This is a genomic window from Olleya sediminilitoris, assembly GCF_016785945.1.
Taxonomy (GTDB): domain Bacteria; phylum Bacteroidota; class Bacteroidia; order Flavobacteriales; family Flavobacteriaceae; genus Olleya; species Olleya sediminilitoris.
In genome coordinates, this window is sequence record NZ_JAEMEF010000002.1 from 162,116 (window position 1) to 182,201 (window position 20,086).

General features: G+C 30.6%; 17 protein-coding genes. 8 read left to right on the forward strand and 9 right to left on the reverse strand.

Going from position 1 to position 20,086, the window contains the following annotated elements; genetic code table 11:
* Positions 1–5: 5 nt before the first annotated feature.
* From JAO71_RS03120 to JAO71_RS03145, 6 genes are all read left to right on the forward strand, one after another.
* Positions 6–1,271, forward strand: a complete 1,266-nt coding sequence (locus JAO71_RS03120) for a glucose-1-phosphate adenylyltransferase (protein WP_054851179.1) — start codon at positions 6–8, stop codon at positions 1,269–1,271.
* Positions 1,272–1,274: 3 nt separating this feature from the next.
* The gene (gene glgB, locus JAO71_RS03125) at positions 1,275–3,185 is read left to right on the forward strand and encodes a 1,4-alpha-glucan branching protein GlgB (protein WP_116822907.1); all 1,911 of its coding nucleotides are present in this window, start codon (positions 1,275–1,277) and stop codon (positions 3,183–3,185) included.
* 180 nt (positions 3,186–3,365) lie between these two features.
* Positions 3,366–5,771 carry a glycoside hydrolase family 31 protein gene (locus tag JAO71_RS03130; protein ID WP_202998769.1) on the forward strand — a complete coding sequence of 802 codons (2,406 nt, stop codon included), beginning with the start codon at positions 3,366–3,368 and terminating at the stop codon, positions 5,769–5,771.
* A 132-nt stretch (positions 5,772–5,903) separates the two neighbouring features.
* Positions 5,904–6,734, forward strand: coding sequence for a M48 family metallopeptidase (locus JAO71_RS03135; RefSeq protein WP_202998771.1), 831 nt, complete (start codon positions 5,904–5,906; stop codon positions 6,732–6,734).
* A gap of 91 nt (positions 6,735–6,825) precedes the next feature.
* The gene (locus JAO71_RS03140) at positions 6,826–8,127 is read left to right on the forward strand and encodes an MFS transporter (RefSeq protein WP_202998773.1); all 1,302 of its coding nucleotides are present in this window, start codon (positions 6,826–6,828) and stop codon (positions 8,125–8,127) included.
* 34 nt (positions 8,128–8,161) lie between these two features.
* Positions 8,162–8,974, forward strand: coding sequence for a hypothetical protein (locus tag JAO71_RS03145; RefSeq protein ID WP_116822903.1), 813 nt, complete (start codon positions 8,162–8,164; stop codon positions 8,972–8,974).
* 68 nt (positions 8,975–9,042) lie between these two features.
* Here the strand turns inward: JAO71_RS03145 and JAO71_RS03150 are convergent, their stop codons facing one another.
* The 9 genes from JAO71_RS03150 to JAO71_RS03190 form a co-directional block, all read right to left on the reverse strand.
* Complete coding sequence (locus tag JAO71_RS03150) at positions 9,043–10,584, reverse strand: polyamine aminopropyltransferase (RefSeq protein WP_202998775.1); 1,542 nt, start codon at positions 10,582–10,584, stop codon at positions 9,043–9,045.
* A 5-nt stretch (positions 10,585–10,589) separates the two neighbouring features.
* Positions 10,590–11,357, reverse strand: a complete 768-nt coding sequence (locus tag JAO71_RS03155; RefSeq protein WP_202998777.1) for a hypothetical protein — start codon at positions 11,355–11,357, stop codon at positions 10,590–10,592.
* Between the two features lies 1 nt (position 11,358).
* Positions 11,359–11,838, reverse strand: a complete 480-nt coding sequence (locus JAO71_RS03160) for a DUF4178 domain-containing protein (protein ID WP_202998779.1) — start codon at positions 11,836–11,838, stop codon at positions 11,359–11,361.
* Complete coding sequence (locus JAO71_RS03165) at positions 11,838–12,638, reverse strand: ion transporter (RefSeq protein WP_202998781.1); 801 nt, start codon at positions 12,636–12,638, stop codon at positions 11,838–11,840. The genes JAO71_RS03160 and JAO71_RS03165 overlap by 1 nt, the downstream gene beginning before the upstream one ends.
* Positions 12,639–12,640: 2 nt before the next feature.
* Complete coding sequence (gene speD / locus JAO71_RS03170) at positions 12,641–13,003, reverse strand: adenosylmethionine decarboxylase (RefSeq protein WP_054851172.1); 363 nt, start codon at positions 13,001–13,003, stop codon at positions 12,641–12,643.
* 120 nt (positions 13,004–13,123) lie between these two features.
* Positions 13,124–13,858, reverse strand: coding sequence for a head GIN domain-containing protein (locus JAO71_RS03175; protein WP_202998783.1), 735 nt, complete (start codon positions 13,856–13,858; stop codon positions 13,124–13,126).
* Positions 13,859–13,885: 27 nt separating this feature from the next.
* Positions 13,886–14,968 (reverse strand): hypothetical protein, encoded by a 1,083-nt coding sequence (locus JAO71_RS03180; RefSeq protein ID WP_054851170.1) that lies wholly within the window; start codon positions 14,966–14,968, stop codon positions 13,886–13,888.
* Entirely contained in the window at positions 14,952–15,503 is a 552-nt protein-coding gene (locus JAO71_RS03185) for a hypothetical protein (protein ID WP_202998785.1), read from the reverse strand. Before JAO71_RS03185 ends, JAO71_RS03180 begins: the two co-directional genes overlap by 17 nt.
* Before the next feature lie 5 nt (positions 15,504–15,508).
* Positions 15,509–16,063 (reverse strand): RNA polymerase sigma factor, encoded by a 555-nt coding sequence (locus JAO71_RS03190; RefSeq protein ID WP_202998787.1) that lies wholly within the window; start codon positions 16,061–16,063, stop codon positions 15,509–15,511.
* 277 nt (positions 16,064–16,340) lie between these two features.
* Between JAO71_RS03190 and lon the strand changes: the two genes are divergently transcribed.
* Together lon and JAO71_RS03200 are read left to right on the forward strand one after the other, a co-directional pair.
* Complete coding sequence (lon, locus tag JAO71_RS03195; protein ID WP_028290900.1) at positions 16,341–18,788, forward strand: endopeptidase La; 2,448 nt, start codon at positions 16,341–16,343, stop codon at positions 18,786–18,788.
* Between the two features lie 205 nt (positions 18,789–18,993).
* Positions 18,994–20,049 carry a LysM peptidoglycan-binding domain-containing protein gene (locus JAO71_RS03200; protein ID WP_236011149.1) on the forward strand — a complete coding sequence of 352 codons (1,056 nt, stop codon included), beginning with the start codon at positions 18,994–18,996 and terminating at the stop codon, positions 20,047–20,049.
* Positions 20,050–20,086 lie beyond the last annotated feature (37 nt).

The window sequence follows — 20,086 nt, forward strand, 5'->3', positions numbered from 1 at the left end:
ACACTATGATTAACGACAAAGTACTCTCCATTATTTTAGGAGGAGGTCAAGGCACAAGGTTGTATCCATTAACTGCTTCACGCTCTAAACCAGCTGTACCAATAGCAGGAAAATATAGATTGGTGGATATACCAATTTCTAACTGTATAAATTCAAACATCAAACGCATGTTTGTACTAACACAGTTTAATTCTGCGTCGTTAAATAGACATATTAAAAATACGTATCATTTTAGTTTTTTTAGTTCAGCTTTTGTTGATGTATTAGCAGCCGAGCAAACACCAGGAAACAAAACTTGGTTTCAAGGTACAGCAGATGCTGTTAGACAAAGTATGCATCATTTTTTAGAACATGATTTTGAGTATGCTTTAATCCTTTCTGGAGATCAATTGTACCAAATGGATTTTAACAAAATGATAGATGCGCATATTAATACAGGAGCAGATATATCAATAGCAACAATTCCTGTTAATGCAAAAGACGCGACTTCTTTTGGTATTTTAAAAACTAATGAGGATAACTTAATTACTTCATTTATTGAAAAACCAAATTCAGATTTATTACCAGAATGGACCTCACCTGTGAGTCCTGATATGGAAAAACAAGGTAAAAATCATTTGGCTTCAATGGGTATTTATATTTTTAATAGAGACCTTTTAGTAGATTTGATGAATGATCCTAAAACTATAGATTTTGGTAAAGAAATCATTCCACAATCCATTAATAAGCACAAAACGATTAGTTTTCAATATGAAGGTTATTGGACAGATATAGGTAACATAGATTCGTTTTTTGAAGCCAATATTGGTATCACAGATGATATCCCAAAATTTAATCTTTATGATATAGACCAAAGAGTGTATACACGTGCCAGAATTTTGCCAACATCTAAAATTTCTGGAACAAATTTAGATAAAACCGTTATTGCAGAAGGTTGTATTGTACATGCTTCTAAAATTGAAAAATCTGTAATTGGTATCAGATCTAGAATAGGTAAAGAAACTACAATTATTAATACTTACATGATGGGTTGTGATGCTTATGAGTCTTTAGAAGAAATAGAAGAAAATAATATTAAAATCTTATTAGGTATTGGTGAGCGTTGTTTTATTAAAAATGCAATTTTAGATAAAAATATCAGGATTGGTGATGATGTAAGAATTAATGGAGGAAGTCATTTAGAAGATAAAGAAACAGATACTTATGTTATAAAAGAAGGTATTGTAGTCATAAAAAAAGGTGCAATAATACCTAACGGATTTGTAATTTAATATATGGCAGAAGTAACAGTATTTAGCTTATTTACAGATTTTGATATAAATCTTTTTAAAGCAGGAAAGCATTATAAGTTATACGAAAAGTTAGGGTCACATATTATGACTTTAAACGCAGTACATGGGACTTATTTTGCTGTTTGGGCACCAAGTGCTAAACAAGTATCTGTAGTTGGAGATTTTAATTATTGGACAGAAGGAGAGCATCTTTTAAATGTACGTTGGGATGAAAGCGGAATTTGGGAAGGCTTTATACCAAATGTAGGTAAAGGCACATCTTATAAATATAAAATACAGAGCCACAATAATAATATAGTTACAGAAAAGGCAGACCCTTATGCAAGACGTTTTGAACATAACCCAAATACAGCTTCTATAATTTGGGATGATAATTATACTTGGCAAGATGATAAATGGATGTCTAATAGAAAACAAAACAATGCGTTAGATGCACCATATTCGGTTTACGAAGTACATTTAGGATCTTGGAGAAAACAAATTGAAGACAATCGGTTTTTATCTTATGTAGAATTGGCAGAAGACTTGGTAAATTATGTCAAAGAGATGAATTTTACACACGTCGAGTTAATGCCAATTATGGAATTTCCTTACGACCCAAGTTGGGGTTATCAAATTACAGGATACTTTGCGCCAACCTCTAGATTTGGCTATCCAGAAGAATTTAAATTACTTGTGGACAAACTTCATCAAAATAATATAGGAATCATTTTAGATTGGGTTCCATCACACTTCCCTGAAGATGCTCATGGTTTAGGCTTTTTTGATGTGTCATGTTTATATGAGCATCCAGACAAACGTAAAGGTTATCATCAAGATTGGAAAAGTTTAATTTTTAACTATGGTCGCAACGAGGTAAAATCTTTTTTAATCAGTAATGCAATGTTTTGGTTAGACCAATATCATGCAGATGGATTACGTGTAGATGCTGTTGCCTCTATGCTATTTTTAGATTACAGTAGGGAAGAAGGAGCATGGGAACCTAACATGTATGGAGGAAGAGAAAACTTAGAAGCGATAGCTTTTTTAAAAGAATTAAATACAGCAGTATACAGTAATTTTCCGGATGTTCAGACAATTGCAGAAGAATCTACAGCGTTTCCAGGTGTGTCAAAACCTGTTTTTTTAGGTGGCTTAGGATTTGGTATGAAATGGATGATGGGTTGGATGCATGATACATTGCAATATTTTAAAAAAGAGCCTATTTATAGAAAACATCATCAAAACGATATTACGTTTTCCATGACTTATGCTTTTACTGAGAATTTTATGCTACCCTTAAGTCATGACGAAGTTGTTTATGGTAAAAAATCCATCTTGGGTCGTATGCCTGGAGATGAATGGCAACGTTTTGCTAATTTAAGAGTCCTTTACGGTTATATGTTTACACATCCAGGAACTAAGTTATTGTTTCAAGGTGCAGAATTTGGACAAAGTGAAGAGTGGAATTTTCAATCCAGTTTAGATTGGCATTTATTGCAGTATAAGCCACATAAAGGTATGCAAGAGTATGTCAAAGCTTTAAATAAAGTTTATAAATCAGAACCAGCTTTATTTGAAAAACAATTTTCTTTTGAAGGATTTGAGTGGATAGATTATGGAGATGCAGAACATTCTGTTTTAGTATATATTAGAAAAGGTAATAAGCCAAAAGATAATTTAATTATTGCTTGTAATATGACACCAGTACCTTTAGAAAATTACCGAATTGGTTTGCCTAAAAAAGGACAGTTAACCGAAATTTTTAATAGTGATGATAGTTCCTATTTTGGAACAGGTGACTTTAAAAATCAAACTTTAATAAGTCAGTCAAAATTATGGCATTCTAGAAAAAATTCGGTTGAAATTACAATTCCGCCTTTAGGCATTTCAATATTAAAATATAAATCTTAAGCTAAATAAAATGATATTGAGTCAATATCATTTTATTAGTTTTAAGGTCTGAAAATAAAGCATTTAATAATTTTTTAAATCTAAAACGTTGTAGTTAATAATTTGTAAGAATTAACATTAGCAATGTTTTAGTAACAATATAATTTTCCGTTTTTTTACTATATATAATAATAGATAACTATGATTGTAAATACCGAATTAGAGCAAAAAGGGAATTTATTTCCATCAAGAATAATAAAGTTTCAAAAGGATGTTGATACATTATATTTTTATACCGAAAATAATGTCGTTCTTCAATTAACAGTTTTAAGAGATAGTGTATTAAGATTTAGATACACTACAACAGGTACTTTTGAAAATGATTTTTCATATGCAATTACTAAGTACGCAAGTACTGGTTATAATAAGTTGGAAATTACTGAGAATGATGATTTTTATACCATCATTACTTCAAAGTTAAAATGTGAGGTTTCTAAAAAAGATGGACGAGTAACTATTTATGATGTGCTTACAGACCAAATAATTAATCAAGATGAAATAGGGTTTCATTGGGAAGAAAGTTATGAGTTTGGAGGAAACATCGTTAAGATGAGTAAAACCGTTAATGAACGTGAAAGTTATTTTGGACTAGGTGATAAGCCAGAGCATTTAAACTTAAAAGGAAAGCGATTTCAAAATTGGGTTACAGACTCTTATGCATTTGGTAAGCACACAGATCCAATATATAAAGCTATTCCGTTTTTTACAGGTTTACACCATGGTAAGGCGTATGGTATTTTCTTTGATAATACCTTTAGATCTTATTTTGATTTTGGTCAAGAACGTCGTAATGTCACAAGTTTTTGGGCTCAAGGAGGAGAGATGAACTATTATTTTATCTATGGACCTAAAATGGAAACAGTTGTAGAAAACTATACAGACCTAACAGGTAAGCCACACCAACTACCACCTTTATGGGCTTTAGGTTTTCATCAATGTAAATGGAGTTATTATCCAGAAGCAGAAGTCAAAGCAATTACATCTAAGTTTAGAGAGCTTCAAATACCATGTGACGCTATTTATTTAGATATAGATTATATGGATGGTTTTAGATGTTTTACATGGAATAAAGACTATTTTCCAGATCCTAAACGCATGGTTAAAGAGTTGGCAGACGATGGGTTTAAAACCGTAGCTATTATTGATCCAGGAATTAAAATAGATCCAGAATATTCAGTATTTAAAGAAGCTTTAGACAAGGACTATTTTTGTAAACGTGCAGATGGTCCTTATATGAAAGGTAAGGTATGGCCTGGAGAATGTTTTTTTCCAGATTTTACTAAACCAGAGGTTAGAGATTGGTGGTCTGGATTATTTAAAGAGTTAGTAGAAGACATAGGTATCCAAGGTGTTTGGAATGACATGAACGAGCCTGCAGTTATGGAAGTGCCAAATAAGACTTTTCCAGATGATGTACGTCATGATTACGATGGTAATCCTTGTAGCCACAGAAAAGCGCATAATGTTTATGGTATGCAAATGGCAAGAGCTACTTACCATGGCATGAAAAAGTTTAACTACCCAAAACGTCCTTTTGTAATAACTAGAGCAGCTTATTCTGGTACTCAACGCTATACTTCTACTTGGACAGGTGATAATGTTGCTACTTGGGAGCATTTATGGATCGCTAATGTCCAAGCACAACGTATGGCAATGTCTGGGTTTAGTTTTGCTGGAAGTGATATTGGTGGATTTGCAGAGCAACCTCAAGGAGAGTTATTTACTAGATGGATTCAATTAGGTATTTTTCATCCATTTTGTCGTGTGCACTCATCAGGAGATCATGGAGATCAAGAACCTTGGGCTTTTGATGAGGACGTAACAGACGTGGTTAGAAAGTTTATTGAAATTAGATACCAACTTTTACCATATTTATACACTGCTTTTTGGAATTTGGTAGAGCATGGAACACCAATTTTAAAATCTTTGGTTATGTATGACCAAGAAGATAGTCAAACGCATTATAGAACAGACGAGTTTATGTATGGTAACCAAATACTAGTTTGTCCAATACAAGAGCCAAATGCCAAAGGACGTAGAATGTATATACCAAGAGGTACTTGGTATAACTTCTGGACTGATGAGGTTGTACAAGGTGGAAAAGAAAAATGGGTAGATGCAGAGATAGATAGTATGCCAATTTTTATTAAAGAAGGTGCTATTATCCCTAAATATCCAAAGCAACAATATGTAGACGAAAAAGTTATTGACGAAATAACCTTAGATGTGTATTATAAAAAAGGTAAAGAGTCTTCACAATTATTTGATGATGCTCACGATGGTTATGATTATACCAAAGGACGTTATAGCTTCAGGACATTTAAATTAACAGGAAAGTCAAACGAGTTGATTTTACAACAACACAAAGAAGGAAAGTATGAAGCGACCTTTAAAACCTTCAAATTAAATATTCATGGGTTACCTTTTGAAATAAAAGAAATTCAGTTGGATAACGAAACGATTTCTATAGAACATTTAAAAGTCGATGGCACAATAGCAATGGTAGTGGATAAAAAATTCACTGAAATTCATTTAATAGGAGCATAATTATGTTTTAAAAAGCACTTCAAAGTGTTTTTGTGTATTTAATCGATAATCTAGGTGGTCTTTATACTGTGAAATATGTTAAATTTGCCTAAGTTTTTGTAGCTTTATAGAAAGAAATAATTAAAAATAATCATGAAATTAAAAAAATCCATAGTTGCAACATTAGTTTTACTTTTAGTAATGTCTTGTGCAACTAACCCATTTACAGGAAAAAAAACTTTAGCATTTGTATCTAATGCACAATTATTTCCTACAGCTTTTGCACAGTATAATCAGGTACTAACAGAAAGTAAAGTAGAAACAGGAACAACTCGTGCAGATATGATTAAACGTGTTGGACAACGTATTGCAGTTGCTGCAGAACGTTGGTTAAATGCCAATGGACAACAAGGTTACCTTAATGATTATAAATGGGAATATAACTTAATTGAAGAAGATGTTGTAAACGCATGGTGTATGCCTGGAGGAAAAATAGTGTTTTACACAGGTATTTTACCAGTAGCAGCTAACGAGACTGCTGTTGCAGCAATTATGGGTCATGAAGTTGCACATGCTTTAGCTAACCATGGTCAACAACGTATGAGTGCTTCTTACATTCAGCAAGGTTTAGCTGTTGCAGGAAACATTGCCATTACAGATGATAACCAACGTAATGCTTTTAATCAATATTATGGAGTAGGATCTAATGTTTTAGGAATGTTACCATTTAGTAGAAGTCATGAAACGGAAGCAGATCGTATTGGTTTAATATTAACAGCAATAGCAGGATACAATCCAGATGAAGCTGCAAACTTATGGAGACGTATGGCTCAAGCTAGTGGTGGATCTGCACCACCAGAGTTTTTAAGTACGCATCCAGCTAACCAAACACGTATAGATAACTTAACTGCATTGTCACCTACAGCTAAAGCAGAAGCTAAAAAGTTTGGTGTCTCTAGCTTTAGACCTTTAGGTCAATATTAAGTTAGTATTAATAATATTAAATTACTTTACAAGCTGTTCTTGATATCAAGAGCAGCTTTTGTATTTTTAGGCACTAACTAATCAAAATTAAATGGAACATCTTAAAAAAGGAAGTAAAAAGTTATTGAATGCTTGGGCATTTTATGATTGGGCAAATTCAGTATATACCTTAACTATAGCATCGTCAATATTTCCTTTGTTTTATGGAACTTTATTTACCTCTGAAGATGAAACAATAGCTGCTTTTGGATTTGTAATGAAGCCAACAGTGTTAATTTCAATTATTACAGCTTTTACTTTTTTAGTCGTAACTTTTACATCACCAATTTTATCTGGTATTGCAGATTATGTAGGGAATAAAAAAAACTTTATGAAGTTTTTTTGTTACTTAGGTAGTTTTGGTTGTATTGGACTGTACTGGTTTTCAAAAGAAAGTATTTATGTTAGTTTATTATTCTATTTCATGGGACTGTTAGGGTATTGGGGAAGTTTAGTATTCTATAATTCCTATTTACCAGATATAGCTTTTGATGATCAACAAGATCAAATTAGTGCCAAAGGATTTTCTTTAGGTTACATTGGTAGTGTTATATTACTTGTGGCTAATTTAGGGATGGTTATGACTCAAGAAACTGGAGCCGAAAAAGTTGAAATGATGAGGTATTCTTTTATAACCGTTGGTATTTGGTGGTTAGTATTTAGTCAATACACTTTTTATGTATTACCAAAAGGAGTTTCTCAAGGACATAAAGTAACAAAAGACGTATTATTTAATGGATTTAAAGAGTTGAAAATGGTTTGGTTTCAACTGAAACAAAATTTAAGATTAAAACGCTATTTATATGCCTTTTTCGTGTTTAGCATGGCTGTGCAAACTATAATGTTAATGGCAGTTTATTTTGGTGAAAAAGAAATTGCATGGTTAGATGATGCCCAAAAAACACAAGGTTTGATTGTAAGTATATTAGTCATTCAACTTGTGGCAATATTAGGAGCTGTTTTAACCTCTAAAGCATCGGCTAAATATGGTAATATTAAAACATTAATTGTTGTTAATATCATATGGATGCTATTATGTTTTTACGCCTATTTTATGATTACACCTGTTCAGTTTTATATAGCAGCAGGATTTGTAGGTTTAGTTATGGGAGGTGTCCAAAGTTTAGCAAGGTCTACTTATTCAAAATTTTTACCAGATAATACTGAAGATACAACATCATATTTTAGCTTTTTTGATGTAGCAGAAAAAATAGGTATTGTTATAGGTATGACTGTTTTTGCTGTTGTAGACCAAATTAGTACGATGCGAAATGCAATTTTGTTTTTATTTATCTTTTTTTTAATTGGAATTGTATTGCTTTTTAGAGTACCAAAACACGGAGAATTAAATTAATTATCTTAAGTTTAATGTCTAAAACTTATAAAACATGAAAAAAACTTTATCGCTATTATCCTTATTATTAATTGTATTTAGTTGTGAAAACGAAGCGTTAGAAGGTTTTGACCTTGAGTCAAACAGTGATTCACCATTTGAGAATAACGATGTTATTGGAGAATCTGGAGGTGAGTCTACAGGTGACTATTGGCCAATGGCTACAGGAAATAAATGGACTTATGATAATTATATTGATGGACAACAAGAAGACGACGGTATTATGGAAATTTCTTTACAAGAAGATTATTTAGGTTTTCCTTCTTATTTATATAGTTCTTTTTTGCCAAGTTCAACTAGTACAGATGGCTCTGTAACAGGAGATGTAGAGATCAATGCTTATTCTAGTAAAAATGGAGGGGATTATCACATTAGTGTAGCTAGTACTTCTTTTGAAGTTAGTGGTGTTTATCAAATTTCTCAATCGTCTTACAGTTTTGTAATGTTAAAGGACTATTTAGAAGTTGGAGAGACATGGACCAGTAATTACAGTATAACGACTTCTACAGAAGTATTAATGGATGGTTTACCTGATGTCCCAGACACTAACATGAATGTAACTTACAATAACGAAATTATGGAAAAAGGTATAAGCGTTGAGGTTAATGGTACTACTTATAGTCCAGTAATTAAAGTTAAAGCAAACTCTACATACCAAGTAGCTGGATTACCAGATAGTTCAGCTGAATACTTTTATTATTTTGCAGAAGATGTAGGTCTTATTAAATACGAAGGAAGTGTTTACGATGGTGATGATAGTATTACAACTTCTATTTTAGCAGAACTAAACGAAGTTATTTTAAACTAAAATAGTATAATTAGAAAAAAGAAAGCCACTATTTAATAGTGGCTTTCTTTTTGTAATAATATTGGTATTTAGTATAAATTCCAATTCCCTTCTTTATAGTAAGTATATAATTTAGGATTAAAAATAGTGTTTATTTTAATGTTTGTTGTATCTGACAAAGGTTTACCAAATGAAGTTAGTAAGTTTATAGATTTATTATTTAACCATTTTAAAGAGTCAATTTTAGATACATCTATATTTTGTATTTGTTGGCTAGAAATCTTTTGTTTACCACCTATAATCCAACCCCATTCTCCAAGAGTTAAAATTTGATTGTGCAAAGGTATAGTATTAAAATTAGCTGCTTGCATAGTTTTTTCAATACAATAAAAAGCTTTAGTTGCATAGTATGGACTGCCACTTTGAGTAATCATTATTCCATTTTTGGTTAATCTTTGACTGCATAAAAGATAAAACTCTTTGGTGTATAGTTTATTTAGATCAACATTATTAGGGTCAGGAAGATCAACAAAAATCACATCATAATCAATTGTTTTGTTTTCTAAAAAAGTAAAAGCATCTGCAGCAATTGTTTTTATTTTAGAGTTGTTTAAAGCGTTGTTGTTTATTGATTTAAAGGTTTTGTTGTTTTTCCCTAAATCCAACATAACTGGATCTAAATCTACTAAAGTTATTGTTTCAATATTATCATATTTTAAAACCTCTCTAGCTAAACAGCCATCTCCACCACCTAAAATTAAAATATTATTTTTTTTTTCAGCTAGATTCATAGTCACGTGAGCCATAGGTTCATGATACATAAATTCGTCAAAAGAAGATAATTGCTGATTACCATTTATGTATAAGGAGTGCCATTCTTTCCATTTAGTAATTACAATTTTTTGGTATTTTGTTTGTTGGCTAAAAACAATTTTATCCTTGTATTTTGCTTGTTCTCCATATTGTATAATAGGATTAGCAAAATAGATACCTAAAGCAATACAGCTTGTAACAACTATGTATGCTAAGATTAAGGTTTTTTTTATTTTAGTTGAAAAAGTATCTTTTAAAACTACAAATAGCCAAAATGATACACTTAGGTTTAGAAAACCTAAAATAAAAGGAGTGTAAGTTAAACCTAAGTAGGGTAGACCTACAAAAGCAAAAAACAAGCCTCCAATTAAACTTCCAAAATAGTCTTTTTCTAAAATATTAGAGATGTTAAGACGAAGCTCTTCGTAATCATCATTGATACGAGTAGCAAGAGGTATTTCTAAACCAATTAACAATCCAATAAGTATGGAAAACATATATATTATCAACCATGAAAAATCTGTATAACCATAAATTAAATAACAAATTATAGCTGAAAAAGATATAAATACAGATAATATCAGTTCAGTAATTACAAACGATAAGACGACATTACCAGTAAATAGTCTAGATAGTCGACTACCTAAGCCCATTGCAAATAACATAATTGAAACAATTAAAGTAAATTGCAATATTGCGTTACCAATAAAGTATGATGCTAAAGTAGATAGTATATATTCTGCGACAATACCACTTAATCCTGTTGCAAATAATGCAATTTTTAATGCAAATGATTTTTGCTTTTTTGTGTATCCCAAAATATCTATTTTCCTATTCCTCCTGATCTAGATCGTGTACTTGATCCTGATTTATATCTAGAAGAGCTTCTACTTGTTCTTTTTTCAAGATTATTCCAACTGGTAGAGTTTTGACTTTTTCTTGTAAAAAATGAAGGTCTTGATTTTTTTTGATAACTACTTCTAGTACCATGAGTATAAGTATTATTGTTATTTTGCCCATAATAACTTCTTCCAGTGGTATTATACGTTCTGTAATTATTATAATCATTTCTAAAAAAACTTCTTCTTGAGCCTAACCATAACCAGAAGAAAGGACTAGTAGAATGAGTTCTCCAGCGTCCATGAGAGGATGTACCATGAGATTTAGTACTTGTACTGTCTGTAGAAGTTTCTTCCCATTCACCATGTGCACTATTACCAATTGCCCAACCATAACCAACAGGTTGTGCTAAAGTAGAAACTTTACCATTATGTCTTGATAAAATTTCCATACCTAAATCATTTTTATGGTTTAAAAAAAAGCTTTGATTAACAACCGACCAATCTTTGTCTGTGCTATGTAGAGAATCGTTTTTTAACTCTAATACTTTGTATTTATGTTTATGTACTATTAAATTTTCTGTTTCATCAATCTTCATATCGTCTAAAACAATAGAAAAATCATTACTAGCTATATTTTTTAATATAGCTTGAGAAGGCTCAATAGTAATCGTCTTAACTTCTTTATCAGAAGAACCACAAGATAAAAATAAGATGCTAATTATAGTTGTATATAGAATGTGTTTGGTCATTTTATAAAGTATTTATGTTGGTTATTTTTTTTGGTTTTATTTCTTCTCCAATAAAGCTTTCGATGCTGCCATCATCCCATTTTTCGACTGAAATGCAATTATCTTTTAAGTAAAACTGATAACTTATAAGGTTTTCTGTACTTGTAAAAGTAGTCATATTTCTATAAGATCCTGAAAATGTTTCTTCTAAATTATATTTCTTATTCTCAAATATCAAATAGCCATCTTCAATGATTAAATCTAAATTTATATTATTTAAAGTTAAAGCTTCACTGTATATGACTTCAAATTTCCCTTTGTAAAATTCTACTTCTAAAAATGCTTTTTTATCAGTATTTTCAATTGTATATTCAACACTCATGTTGCCTGTGTTCCAGCTATATTCAGCAATTTCAGTAATAGTCCATTTTTGTTTAAATAGTTTAAATGTAAAGCCAACTTTAAGCTTATTTAATGGATATTTTGATTTGTTTTCAAACATTATTCGATAATTTCTTTGTTACAATGTGGACAAAAACATTGTTGTGATTTCTTTAGATTTCTTATTTCTTCAATATAAGCAGAACTAATTATACCAGTAGGTAAAGCAACAAAACCAATACCTAATAAGGCTATAACAGCACTCATTACTTTACCTAAACCTGTTATTGGGTAAATATCACCATAACCTACAGTTGTAAGCGTTGCAACTGCCCACCAAAGTGCTTGGCCAATGTTTTCAAAAGCTTCAGGTTGCGCTTTATTTTCAATGTAAAACATTAATGTAGATGCTATTATTAAAAGTATAAAAACTAAAATTGCTGAAACCAAAATTTCGTTTTTTGTCTTAACAATAACAGAACGTATAACTGCTAAACTTTTAAAATTACGATTTAATTTTAAAACTCTAAGTAGCCTAAATAAACGTAACAATCTAATAATTCTTAAATCTAAAGTGACAATAAAAGGAAGGTAAAAAGGCAAGATAGAGGCTAAGTCTACAATACCCATAAATGAAAATATGTATTTTAATCTAGCTTTTGTAGGTGATAATTTTGGGTAGATTAAATCTGAAACCCAAATACGAATTATATATTCAGTTGAAAATATTATAATTGAAAAGAGCTCAATAAAAGTGAATACAAATTTATATTTAGTATAAATTGATTGATACGATTCTAGTATGATTGCTAGAACATTAATTAAAATTAAAACAGAAATAAAATACTCTAAAAAAGCTTCACCTTTTGCATTTCCCTTCTCGTCGTCAAAATAATTAGCTATTGTTTTTTTTAAACTCATAGTTATATCATTTTGGTTAGAAAACCTCTTTGTGAAAATTGTTGTTCTATTTTATTAGATTTAAATTGTTTTTGAATCCATAAAATACCTTCTTCTAAATCGTTAAAAGTACTACAGGTAAAAAAATCTAGAGCCACATAGTTGTGTTCAGGCCAAGTGTGTATGGCAATATGACTTTCTTTAATAACAATGACACCACTTATACCAATTGGAGAAAACTGATGAATTGTTGTATTAACAATGTTTAACTGCATTAATTTAGCAGCTTTTTCTAATATGTCAGTAATTGCAGAAACAGAATTAATGATGTCATGGTTACAATTATAAAAATCTACAGTGGTTTGATATCCTAAGCTTTTTTGCATAGCTCAAATATAATATTCCTGTAGGAATATTTTTAAATCATAAAAAAAGATTTACCAATAAAATAAAAAGCCATTACTTGTTTGATAAATAATGGCTTTTAAAACTTATGTTAAGGGACTCTAATTGCTAATGTCTCCAGATCCAGTGACTTTCTTGTCAACATTTGAAGGATTACCTTTATAATGTATATCTCCAGAACCTGTTACTTTAGCTTTTAAACTATTATTGCTGTATACTTTTATACCTCCAGAACCTGTTACTTTTGCTTCAGTATTATCGGATTGTAATTTTTCTCCATGAAAATCTCCAGAACCTGTAACACTAGCGTTTAAGTTTTTAGTGTTTCCTGTTAATGTTAGATCTCCAGAACCTGTTACAGAACCTTCAACTGATGAGGATTGTACATCTAAAGTGACGTCTCCAGAACCTGATACTCTTGCTTCAAAGTTTTTGGAGTTAATGGTTGTATTAGAAGTAACATCTCCAGAACCTGATAATGTTACTTTGTCAATATCTTCAAACGGAACAGTTATTTTAATGGTTTTATTTCCGCTTGGTTTTAAGTTTATATTGTTTTCAATTTTAATTATTAAGCTGTTAGATTTAACTTCAGTTGTAATATAGTTTAATAAGTTTTCTTCTCCTTCTAAAATAATAGTACCTTCTGTACCAGAGACTAATTCAAAATCCATCCAACCTGCTAATTTAATGGCATCATAATCTGATGTAGATCTTTTTATTGTGGTGTAATTTCCGTTACCTTTTATTTTTTTTCCGTTTCCCCATTGTGCGTTACAAGAGGTTAAGCTCATTACAGTTAAGGCTAAGACTAGTGTTGTTTTTAATAGTTTCATGATGATTGATTATTTATTGTTAATTGATTATTTTTTATCAAAGGTTACGCTTCCGTATTCTGAGTTTATTTTAATTAAATTACCAGAAGTATTGTTGTTATGGTAACCTGTGTAATATTTGTCCGAGTTTTTGATGCTTTTGGTTTGTATATTAAAGTCGTCTTCTCCTTTAAGGTTACCATATTCAAGATTGATATCAAAATCAAAAGCATAATCAGGATCAATACCAATTTTGATACCTACATAATCAGATTCAATAGATACGTCACCTGCATTTTTGTTCATTTTTCCTATTTTGATAGAACCATAATCGGCATTTAGATTTACGTTTTTGTAAACATCATCTAGTACTACAGTTAGGTAGTTTCCGTTACCAGATATACTATTTAATTTATTTACACGTAAACTTCCATAGTCACAGTTGTATCTAATGTTTTCGGCTATTTCAACAAGTGTTTTTGTGTAATCGGCAATAATATTAAGATCTTTAGTTTTTGCGACTGTAAAACCACTGTAATCGGCATTAATTTTTCCACTTTGTATATATTCAAAATAACTATTATTAGTGTAGTCAAACTTGATTATGTTATTGTCTGCAAGTAACTCTTTAGTTGTTATTTTACCATAATCGCAACTAATTTCTGCACGACCTTTAAGCGTGTCTAATGTTATATTTCCGTAATCATTATTTAGATTTACATTATTAGTAATTGGTAGTTTTATTATGTAATTAATTTTCATGTTTACATCGTCATTACTAGACCAATTCCACCAAGAGCTTTTTTTCTTTTTACCAATAATAGTTTCAGCAGACACATAACTTGACGTTGCAGAAAACGCTACATCTATTTCATTTAAACGTTTTTGTACATCTTCTAAATCATTACCATTGGTAGTGATTGTAACTTCAATAGCAATGGTATTTCCTGTCCAAGTAACAATATCTAAATTTCCGTATTTGTTAGCTACTTTTAAGGTCGCATTGTCACTTACAGTATATTCTTTATTAATTTTTTTAGTTTTAGTGTGTTTACCTTCCCAAGCACCATTATTTGCTATTGCAAATACAGGTAATAAAAGACAAAGTGTTAGTTTATATAGTAGTTTCATAGGAGTTTTGTTTTAAGTTTTTAACCTCTTCAATTTGTAACAATGTACTTTGTAGTAGGTCTATTCGGTTTTGAAAATTGGTAATCATAGCGTAAATAACACGTTGATCTTCTCCACTTTCAATTAGGTTTAATTTTAAGTTTTGGTATTCGGTTTCAAGTTGCTCTAAGCGTGTTAAAGCATCGTTTACTAGTTTTTGTGTTTCAGGACTTTTTTCAGTATTTAGTTTATTTAATTCAAAAGCAATAGTGTTAGAAAAAAAGTTTTGTGTCTCTGCTAATTGTGGAGAGATACTTGCTAAATCCTTTGTTTTCTGTTCTGGTTTTAAATTAAACGTTAAGGTGACTATTAGTACTATAGATGCTGCTACAGCTAATAGAGGCTTCCAGTAAGTCTTTTTTGTGCTTACTACTACAGTTTCGGTTTTGGAACTGTTTAGTTTGTCTAAAAACCGCTGTTGGTGTCCTAAATTTGGGGTTTCGACATCAAATTGATGGTCTAAACTTTTAAATAATTTATCTATATTGTTGTTCATAACAATTAGTTTAATTGTTCTAATTTTTTTCTTAAACTCTCTTTTGCTCTAGAGACTGTTGTTCTACAATTAGCATAGCTAATTTCCATTATTTGGCTAATTTCTTCGTAATCATAACCTTCAATTAAATGTAGGGTTAGCGCAATTTTATAATTTGATTTTAATTGGTTTAAATAATCTAAAATTTGTTTCGCTTTAACTGATGTTATTTCGGTTGTTGTGTCTACACCTTGATGGTCTTCAATTTTGTATAATACATCATCCAATCCAACTTCTCCGTTTTTTTTATTTTTATTAAAAGCTTTTACGCTATTATTAACAACTATACGCTTTAACCAAGCAGTAAATGTGCTAATTTCTTTTAATTTTTCAAGCTTAGTAAATGCGGTCAAAAAGGACTCTTGCATTATGTCTTCAGCTTCAAAACTATTGTTTACAATTCTATAAGAGGTATTGTACATGGCTTTGTAATATCTGTTATATATTTCCAATTGCGCTAATTGGTTTCCAGATATGCAAAGCGTTACAAGTTGCTCTATAGTATGTTTGGTTAGTGTCAAAAATGGTTTGTTTTATATAAAGAGGAAAGTTAAAATAGTTTGTTACACTTTTTTGAAAAAATATTTTATTTTTTTATTTGTAAGTCTAAATCAACCTTTATTTAATGTTTGAAAAGTCTAAAGTGGCACATTAATTGAATTTTTAATATTGAATGTCTGCTACATTATATTGATAAACTTAAGCATATCAGCATAATAGCAAACTTTAAGTTTAATATTAAAAAAAGAAATAGTCCATTTGAAACTATTTTAGTGACATTTTGACTTATATATATCTATGAAAAAATCAAACTTTATTTCACTTGACAGTTTGTCATTACAAGACTTTGACGAAAACTCAGAGTTAATACCATTAATGACTCCAGAAGATGAAGAAAAAATAGCAAAAGAAGAGCTACCAGAATCTTTACCAATATTATCATTGCGTAATACAGTATTATTTCCTGGTGTAGTAATACCAATTACAGCAGGTAGAGATAAGTCAATAAAATTAATTAATGACGCTAATAAAGGCGGAAAAGTTATTGGTGTGGTGTCTCAGATTGATGAATCTGTAGAAGATCCAAAAGCCGAAGATTTACATAAAATTGGTACAGTTGCCAGAATTTTAAAGGTGTTAAAAATGCCTGATGGTAACACAACCGTTATAATTCAAGGTAAAAAACGTTTTGAAATAGACCAAGTTATTACTGAAGAGCCTTACATTAAAGCTACAGTAAAAGAGGTGCCTCAAGCAAAGCCAGCAGCTAAAAATAAAGAGTTTGCTGCTATTATTGACAGTATCAAAGAACTTGCAGTACAAATTATTAAGGATAGTCCAAATATCCCAACAGAAGCAACCTTTGCTATTAAAAATATAGAAAGCGATTCGTTTTTAATAAACTTTGTCTCGTCTAACATGAATTTAAAAGTAGACGAAAAACAAGCACTTTTAGAAATGAATCATCTGAAAGAGCGCGCTTTAGAAACACTACGTTATATGAACGTCGAGTTTCAAAAACTAGAACTTAAAAACGATATTCAGTCTAAAGTACAAAGCGATTTAAACCAACAACAACGTGAGTACTTTTTAAATCAGCAATTAAAAACCATTCAAGAAGAACTTGGAGGTGGTAATGCTGAGGAAATTGAAGACATGAAAAAACGTGCTAAAACTAAAAAATGGGACGATAAAGTTGGGAAACATTTTGATAAAGAATTAGCTAAAATGCAACGTATGAATCCTCAGGTAGCCGAGTATTCTATACAACGTAACTACTTAGATTTATTTTTAGATTTACCTTGGAGTACTTTTAGTAAAGATAAATTTGATTTACAACGAGCCGAAAAAATATTAGATCGTGACCATTATGGATTAGACGATGTTAAGAAACGTATTATCGAGCATCTTGCTGTTTTAAAACTACGTAATGATATGAAATCTCCAATTCTTTGTCTTTATGGACCTCCAGGAGTTGGTAAAACATCGTTAGGTAAGTCTATTGCAGAAGCTTTAGGTCGTGAATATGTACGCATGAGTTTAGGTGGTTTACGTGATGAGGCTGAGATTAGAGGACACCGTAAAACATACATTGGAGCAATGCCAGGACGTATTTTACAAAGCCTTAAAAAAGCAGGTACATCAAACCCAGTTTTTGTTTTAGATGAAATCGATAAACTTTCAAACTCTCATCAAGGTGATCCATCGTCTGCTTTGTTAGAAGTTTTGGATCCAGAACAAAATGGCGAGTTTCATGATAACTTCCTAGAAATGGGATACGATTTATCTAAAGTCATGTTTATAGCAACGTCAAATAGCTTAAATACAATTCAGCCTGCTTTAAGAGATAGGATGGAAATAATTAACGTTACAGGTTATACTATAGAAGAAAAAGTAGAAATAGCTAAACGTCACTTATTACCAAAACAATTAAAAGAACACGGTTTAACAGATAAGCATTTAAAAATAGGTAAGCCTCAACTTGAAAAAATAGTTGAAGGATACACACGTGAGTCTGGTGTACGTGGTTTAGAAAAACAAATTGCTAAAATGGTGCGTTATGCTGCCAAAAATATAGCAATGGAACAGGATTATAATATTAAAATATCAAACGAAGATATTATTGAAGTTTTAGGTGGTCCAAAATTAGAACGCGATAAATATGAAAATAACAATGTCGCAGGAGTTGTTACAGGTTTAGCTTGGACTAGAGTAGGAGGTGATATTTTGTTTATAGAATCTATTTTATCTAAAGGTAAAGGTACTTTAAATATTACAGGTAACTTAGGTAAGGTAATGAAGGAGTCGTCTACCATTGCAATGGAATACATTAAAGCGCATGCTGAGGAATTAAATATTAAACCAGAGGTGTTTGAAAAATATAATGTTCATATCCACGTACCAGAAGGAGCAACACCAAAAGATGGACCAAGTGCAGGTGTGACTATGTTAACTTCTTTAGTGTCATTGTTTACTCAGCGAAAAGTTAAGAAAAGTCTTGCTATGACAGGCGAAATTACGCTTCGTGGTAAAGTTTTACCAGTTGGAGGAATAAAAGAAAAAATATTAGCAGCAAAACGAGCAAGAATTAAAGAAATATTACTTTGTGAAGACAATAGACGTGATATTGAAGATATTAAACCAGAATATTTAAAAGGTTTAACCTTTCATTATGTTTCTGATATGATGGATGTAGTTAAAATTGCAATTACTGATCAAAAAGTGAAGCAGGCTAAAAAATTATAAATATTACTAATTGAAGAGATTAGACATCCATAATCGTGTTGTTTTATCAATTTAATAAGTTCTACATTCTAAATAATTAAACAACTTAGGTTGATATAAAAAAAAGCTCTTTTATTTTAAAAGGGCTTTTTTCATTCTATACCAATTAGAGTAATACAATAATTGTCAATAGTTTATATTTGTTAAAATAAATCCAATAATTACAATGAAAAACATATTAGTTATAGTCATGTTTTTAAGTGCATACTTAACAAAAGCACAAGATAACCCAGAAGAATTTTTACCAATTATTGTAGAAGATAAAGAGGCTTTTATGTCTACTAAAACAGGTGAATATGTTTTTAGGGCTCATGATAAAACTAATGCAGAGCTATTAAAAACGACACCTAATGGTGTATACTATAATGACATTATTGTACACAATGTAAAACAAGGAGAAACACTAACGACATTATCAAAAAAATATGATATTGATGAAGCACAAATCAAAAAAGATAATTTGCTAAAATCAAATACATTAAAGTCAGGTCAAAAAATAAAAATTATTAATCGTGTTTTAGTGCCTTCAAGTAGTCCAGTTATTAGTTATGCTGGAGAAGAACGCGTTATAGCAAAACTTAGACCTGGTCAATCACCTTCAACAATTGCTCCACCACCAACACAGTCAACACAAGTTGTGGTTCAAGCGTCAACTACAGATAAAACAACTAGTCCTGATGCTAAAAAAGTTATAAAAAATAAAAGTACTTACTCTAAACCATTAATAGTACCTGTTGTTGATAATAGTGAAGACAATAAAATAGAAAACCATGACTCAAAAGAGGTTGCTAAGGCTGAAAAAAAATTAGCTAAAGCCAAAAAGAAATTAGAAGCAGCTAAAAGAAAAGAGGAAAAAGCAAAGGAAAAAGAAAGATTAAAAGCTGAAAAAAAGGCTAGAAAAGAGGTTCAACAAGTTGTTATTCATGAAAAAAATGATGCTGTAGTCTCTGAATCGTTTAAAAATGAATTAGCAACAATTGAAAAAGAAGAAGAAAAAGTTAAGGAGTTAGTTAAAATTGAAAAACAAAAAGAATCTTCTGAGGCTAAAAAAAATATAGCGACAAATAAGCTTCAAGAAGGTGTTGATTATCATACTGTTGTAAAAGGTGATAATCTATTTAGACTTTCAAAAAAATACAATACTACGGTTAAAAAGTTAACAGAACTAAACAACGTAAAATTCAATAATTTACAAATCGGACAAAAGCTAAAATTGAAGTAAAAAATAAATGTTCTTTATCTGCGTTTTAAAGTAGATT

Excerpts from the sequence above, each read along its gene's own strand:
- JAO71_RS03145 (WP_116822903.1), top strand. The coding sequence starts at position 8,162 with ATGAAAAAAACTTTATCGCTATTATCCTTATTATTAATTGTATTTAGT.
- JAO71_RS03155 (WP_202998777.1), bottom strand. The coding sequence starts at position 11,357 with ATGACCAAACACATTCTATATACAACTATAATTAGCATCTTATTTTTA.
- JAO71_RS03160 (WP_202998779.1), bottom strand. The coding sequence starts at position 11,838 with ATGTTTGAAAACAAATCAAAATATCCATTAAATAAGCTTAAAGTTGGC.
- JAO71_RS03180 (WP_054851170.1), bottom strand. The coding sequence starts at position 14,968 with ATGAAACTACTATATAAACTAACACTTTGTCTTTTATTACCTGTATTT.
- JAO71_RS03130 (WP_202998769.1), top strand. The coding sequence starts at position 3,366 with ATGATTGTAAATACCGAATTAGAGCAAAAAGGGAATTTATTTCCATCA.
- JAO71_RS03135 (WP_202998771.1), top strand. The coding sequence starts at position 5,904 with ATGAAATTAAAAAAATCCATAGTTGCAACATTAGTTTTACTTTTAGTA.
- JAO71_RS03185 (WP_202998785.1), bottom strand. The coding sequence starts at position 15,503 with ATGAACAACAATATAGATAAATTATTTAAAAGTTTAGACCATCAATTT.
- glgB (WP_116822907.1), top strand. The coding sequence starts at position 1,275 with ATGGCAGAAGTAACAGTATTTAGCTTATTTACAGATTTTGATATAAAT.
- JAO71_RS03200 (WP_236011149.1), top strand. The coding sequence starts at position 18,994 with ATGAAAAACATATTAGTTATAGTCATGTTTTTAAGTGCATACTTAACA.
- speD (WP_054851172.1), bottom strand. The coding sequence starts at position 13,003 with ATGCAAAAAAGCTTAGGATATCAAACCACTGTAGATTTTTATAATTGT.
- JAO71_RS03120 (WP_054851179.1), top strand. The coding sequence starts at position 6 with ATGATTAACGACAAAGTACTCTCCATTATTTTAGGAGGAGGTCAAGGC.
- lon (WP_028290900.1), top strand. The coding sequence starts at position 16,341 with ATGAAAAAATCAAACTTTATTTCACTTGACAGTTTGTCATTACAAGAC.
- JAO71_RS03175 (WP_202998783.1), bottom strand. The coding sequence starts at position 13,858 with ATGAAACTATTAAAAACAACACTAGTCTTAGCCTTAACTGTAATGAGC.
- JAO71_RS03140 (WP_202998773.1), top strand. The coding sequence starts at position 6,826 with ATGGAACATCTTAAAAAAGGAAGTAAAAAGTTATTGAATGCTTGGGCA.
- JAO71_RS03165 (WP_202998781.1), bottom strand. The coding sequence starts at position 12,638 with ATGAGTTTAAAAAAAACAATAGCTAATTATTTTGACGACGAGAAGGGA.